General features: G+C 71.2%; 4 protein-coding genes and 1 pseudogene. All 5 read left to right on the top strand.

The annotated features are described in order from the left end of the window. A pseudogene (locus ACTIR_RS27075) lies at positions 1-223 on the top strand (hypothetical protein); the annotation flags it as partial. 36 nt (positions 224-259) lie between these two features. Further along, a complete protein-coding gene (locus ACTIR_RS0103090) occupies positions 260-1,057 on the top strand; it encodes an ESX secretion-associated protein EspG (protein WP_026453188.1) in 798 nt (265 codons plus the stop codon). Positions 1,058-1,600: 543 nt separating this feature from the next. Continuing rightward, on the top strand, positions 1,601-2,980 hold the full coding sequence (gene dnaB, locus ACTIR_RS0103085; RefSeq protein WP_007025634.1) for a replicative DNA helicase: 1,380 nt from the start codon (positions 1,601-1,603) through the stop codon (positions 2,978-2,980). Between the two features lie 177 nt (positions 2,981-3,157). After that, on the top strand, positions 3,158-4,414 hold the full coding sequence (locus tag ACTIR_RS0103080; protein ID WP_034238087.1) for an AI-2E family transporter: 1,257 nt from the start codon (positions 3,158-3,160) through the stop codon (positions 4,412-4,414). Continuing rightward, the coding region (locus tag ACTIR_RS0103075; RefSeq protein WP_026453186.1) for a DUF5931 domain-containing protein at positions 4,411-4,917 on the top strand (507 nt) is incomplete at its 3' end. The genes ACTIR_RS0103080 and ACTIR_RS0103075, both read left to right, overlap by 4 nt.

Genomic DNA, 4,917 nt, shown 5'->3' with positions numbered 1-4,917 from the left:
TTCCGGTGCCGGTGCCGCGGGCCGCACGGCCATGGGTGGTGCGGCCGCGGCGGGTGGTGCACGCGGCATGGGAGGCATGCCGATGGGGGCCATGGGCGGCGCCGGTCGTGGCGGCCAGGGCTCCGAGGACGAGGAGCACGAGACGAAGTACCTCCTCAAGGAGGACGGTGACTCGCTCTTCGGCACCGACGAGATGACCGCACCGCCCGTGATCGGTGAGTGACGCCCGTCCGCGACAAGCGAAGAAGGATCGACGACCGTGCTGAGACAGCAGGTGACCCTGTCCACCTCCACCGTGCTCAACCTGATCCGGCGGCGTGGTGCCGAGCCCCCCACGGTGCTGGCGGCCACCCCGGTCTGGGAGGACGAGCGCGCGCGGCGGCAGGCCGCGGAGCGGGCCGACGGCGAGTTGGCCCGCCTCGGGCTGCACGGACCGTCGGGGCCGGACCGGGAGTTCGACGCCACGATGGCGGCGGTCTCCCGGCCCGCCGTGGAGTACTACGGGTGGGTCAGCGGCGGCTACGAGAACCAGCCGTTGAACTACACCGTGCTCGTCGGGGCCGCGAACGGTGAGGGCTTCGTCCTGGCCCGCAACACCGACAACGACGTCGTCGTGCTCGCCTCGGTGCCGCCGAACGAACTGCTGGACAACGTCATCGCCCAGCTACCCCCGTACACGCCGGGCCGTGGCCGGGTGTTGCAGGTGCCGAAGAGCCGGGTGGTCGGCGGTGCGCGACAGCCCGAACCCGAGGAGCGGGAGATCTCGGTGATGCGCCGGGGCGGGAGCGGTCCCGCCGATCCCCAGGCCGCCGAGGCGCGTCGCGTCCTCGAACTCTCCCGGGTCGGCGGCGGCAACCTCTACGCCGCGGCCCGGGACCGCACCGGCCGCCGGGTGCGGGTCGAACGCCCCGTCAACTACATCGACACCGTCGAGGGTCGCTGGCTGGCGGAAGAGGTCCCCGGCCACGGCGAGCCGCTGGTCGCGCTGCACCCGGCGACCGCGGCGTTGCTCGCCGACCGGTTACGCACCGCGATGAGCACCCTCCCGATCCACTGACGACCGCCCGATTTGCCCGCCCGTTCGGCGCAGCGGGGCCGCACCCGGTGGCGGCCGGTTTTCCACAGGCCGGACCGGGGCGAGCGGGCGGTGCGTGGTGCGCGACACGCCGGGGGAGCCTCTCGGCGCGACACGCCGAAATCTCCGCCACAAAGTTCTCCACAGTTTATCCACAGGGTGTGACCAGGAGTTTCAGTGAGGCCGACCTGAGTCTTCCCCAGGTTGTACACAGGCTGAGCCGAGCTTGTGATTCGTTGGGGCCGGTCATCAACAGGTTGTCCACAGTTCTGTCCACAGGCGAGATTGCGCTGCTCCGTCCGAGCGATCTAGCGTGCGCGCGGTGGTGCGAACGCCGCCGCCCGGTGGTGCGAACGCCGCCGCCGCGGCGGGTGGCGGAAACGCCGGGCACGGACGCCCGGCGAGCGCCGTCCGATCGCCTACACTCGTCGAACGGGTGTTCGACCTTCGACGGTGTTCCGCGGGAGGGCCGCCCGCCGCACACCGCCCGACACACGTCCGCCGACCGAGGGGGTGCCAGTACAGGTGGCCATCACCGACGACCGCAGCCCTGCGCCCGCGGGGGAGCACGGCGGGTTCGAGCGCCAGCCGCCGCAGGACAACACGGCTGAGCAGTCGGTGCTCGGCGGAATGTTGCTGTCCAAGGACGCCATCGCCGACGTGGTCGAGGTGCTGCGGCCCGGCGATTTCTACCGGCCCGCACACCAGGCCGTCTACGACTGCGTCCTCGACCTCTACGGCCGGGGCGAGCCCGCCGACCCGATCACGGTGTCGGCGGAACTGGAGCGGCGCGGCGAACTCGGCCGGGCCGGTGGCGCCCCGTACCTGCACACACTGATCGCCACCGTGCCCACCGCCGCCAACGCCGGCTACTACGCCCAGATCGTGGCCGAGAAGGCCGTCCTGCGCAGGCTGGTCGAGGCGGGCACCCGGATCGTGCAGTACGGCTACGGGGCCGACAGCAACGACGGCGGGGACATCAATGAGGTCGTCGACCGTGCCCAGGCGGCGATCTACGACGTCACCGAGCGACGCACGAGCGAGGACTACGTGGCGCTGGAGGAGCTCCTCCAGCCCACGATGGACGAGATCGACGCGATCGCCTCCCGGGGCGGCACCTCGCAGGGTGTGCCCACCGGGTTCGCCGATCTCGACGAGGTCACCAACGGCCTGCACCCCGGACAGATGATCATCGTGGCGGCCCGACCCGGTGTCGGCAAGTCGACACTCGGGCTCGACTTCGCCCGGGCGTGCTCCATCCGGAACGGGCTGAGCAGCGTCATCTTCTCGCTGGAGATGAGCCGCGTCGAGATCGTGATGCGCATGCTCTCGGCCGAGGCACGGATCCGCCTGGCGGACATGCGCGGCGGCCGGATGTCGGACGACGACTGGACCCGGCTCGCCCGGCGGATGAGCGAGATCAGTGAGGCACCGCTGTTCATCGACGACTCACCGAACCTCACGATGATGGAGATCCGGGCGAAGGCGCGTCGTCTCAAACAGCGCAACGACCTCCAGCTCATCGTCGTCGACTACATGCAGCTGATGACGTCGGGCAAGCGGGTCGAGTCCCGGCAGCAGGAGGTCTCCGAGTTCTCCCGGCAGCTCAAGCTGCTCGCCAAGGAGCTGGAGGTCCCGGTGGTGGCGATCAGCCAGCTCAACCGTGGTCCGGAGCAGCGCACGGACAAGCGCCCGATGCTGGCCGACCTGCGGGAGTCCGGCTCCCTGGAGCAGGACGCCGACATGGTGATGCTGATCCACCGGCCGGACGCCTTCGAGCTCGACGACCCGAGGGCGGGGGAGGCGGACCTGATCCTGGCCAAGCACCGTGCGGGGCCGACGAGCACGATCAGCGTCGCCCACCAGCTGCACTACAGCCGGTTCGCCGACCTCGCCCAGGACTGACCGCGGCGGTCCGGCCCCTCCGGCACGGTCGGTAGTACCGATGTCACACTCGGGTTGCCCACGCGGAACCCGCGGACCCGATACGGTGAACCGGTGAGCGAGCAGGGGATCGGCGAAGGCGCGGGGTCGCCCGCGCAGGCGGGTGCGGACGGTGGCCGGAGGAACCGGCGGATCGCGATGCTGTCCGAGGATCCGGACGTCACGGGTTGGGTGCCGACGGGACTGCGGGTGGCCGCGGCGCTGTCGTGGCGCTTCCTCGTGGTCGTGGCCGCGTTGTACGTGGTGTTGTGGCTGATCGGGTACCTCTCGGTCGTCGTCATCCCCATGTCGATCGCGCTGCTGCTCGCCGCGCTCATGGCACCCGCGGTACGCAGGCTGGTCCTCTGGCGCGTACCGCGGCCGATCTCCGCGGTCATCGTGCTGATCCTCGGTCTGGGGGTGGTCGGGGGCCTGCTCACCTTCGTGATCACCCAGTTCACCTCCGGACTGCCCGCGTTGCAGCAGCAGTTGAACCTGAGCCTGGAACAGGTGGAGAACTGGCTGATCAACGGCCCCCTGCATCTGCGTGAGACGCAGATCGAGGACTTCATCAACAACGCGGTCCAGCTGATCCAGCAGAACCAGGCCTCGATCACCGCGGGGGCGCTCACGACGGCAGGGGCGGTCGGGGAGATTCTCACCGGCTTCCTGCTGACCCTGTTCGTGCTGATCTTCTTCCTGGTCGGCGGGGAACAGATCTGGACCTTCCTCATGCGGGCCGTCCCGCGGCAGATCCGCGACCGCGCGGACACCGCGGGGCGCCGTGGCTTCGCCTCGCTGGTGAGCTACGTCCGGGCCACCGCGGCGGTGGCGGTCGTGGACGGTGTCGGGATCGGGATCGGGCTGTGGATCATGAGCGTCCCCCTGGTGGTCCCGCTGGCGACGCTGGTCTTCCTCGGCGCCTTCGTCCCGATCATCGGCGCCGTGGTCGCCGGCGCGGTCGCGGTGCTCGTCGCGCTGGTGACGAACGGCTTCGTCACGGCGCTGATCGTGCTCGCCATCGTGGTCGGCGTGATGCAGCTGGAGGGCAACGTGCTGCAGCCGCTGCTGCTGGGCCGGGCCGTCCGGCTGCACCCGCTCGCCGTCGTCCTGGCGATCACCGCAGGACTCGTCGCAGCGGGCATCCCCGGGGCGCTGCTGTCGGTCCCCCTGCTCGCGGTGCTCAACGCGGCCGTGAAGTCGCTCGTCAACGAGGAGCTCCCGGACCCGGGGGCCGTCGACGTCCTCTCCACCGAGGGGGCGCTGCCGCACCCGACCGGGGAGCCCGGAACGAGCGGGGACACCGGCGCCGCGTCGGTGACCGCACCCGACGACGGGGCGGCGTCCGGCCCCGCCCGTGCCACCGGTCCGGAGTCCGCGCCCGACGGGGAACGGAGGGAACACGATCCGGCATGACGACGGCTCCGGCGCTGCGCGATCCCGCGGCCCCGTTGTGGTGGGGCTCGATCGTCCTGCGGTGGATGACGCTCGGCTTCGCCCTCGGAGCGATCGTCGTACACCACGACGGCTACGTCCGCGCGTGGCTGGCGTGGACCGGGTTCGCCGCGATGGTGGTGTGGACCGCGGTCACCACCCTCGTCTACGCCCGGCACTCCGGACGCACGGCGTGGTTCGTCGTTCTCGACGTCACCGTCACCTGCGCGATCATGCTGACGTCCCCGTTCGTGCTCTCCGAGGCACAGTACGCCGTCGTGGCTCCGCTGGTCACCACGGTCTGGGCGGCGGCGCCGCCGGTCGCGGCGGGGGCCCGGTTCGGCCCCGTGGGCGGGATGCTCGGCGGGCTCGTCCTGACCGTCTCCACCGCGGTCGCGCAGTTGGGCTTCGACCTCGACGTCGCCCGGGACGGCGTCCTGTTGATCGCGAGCGGCCTGTTGGTCGGCGTCACGGCGACGACGGCC

Origin of the sequence: Saccharomonospora iraqiensis subsp. iraqiensis, assembly GCF_000430445.1 — a bacterium.
Lineage (GTDB): Bacteria > Actinomycetota > Actinomycetes > Mycobacteriales > Pseudonocardiaceae > Saccharomonospora > Saccharomonospora iraqiensis.
This window is presented reverse-complemented; position numbering and strand designations above follow the sequence as displayed.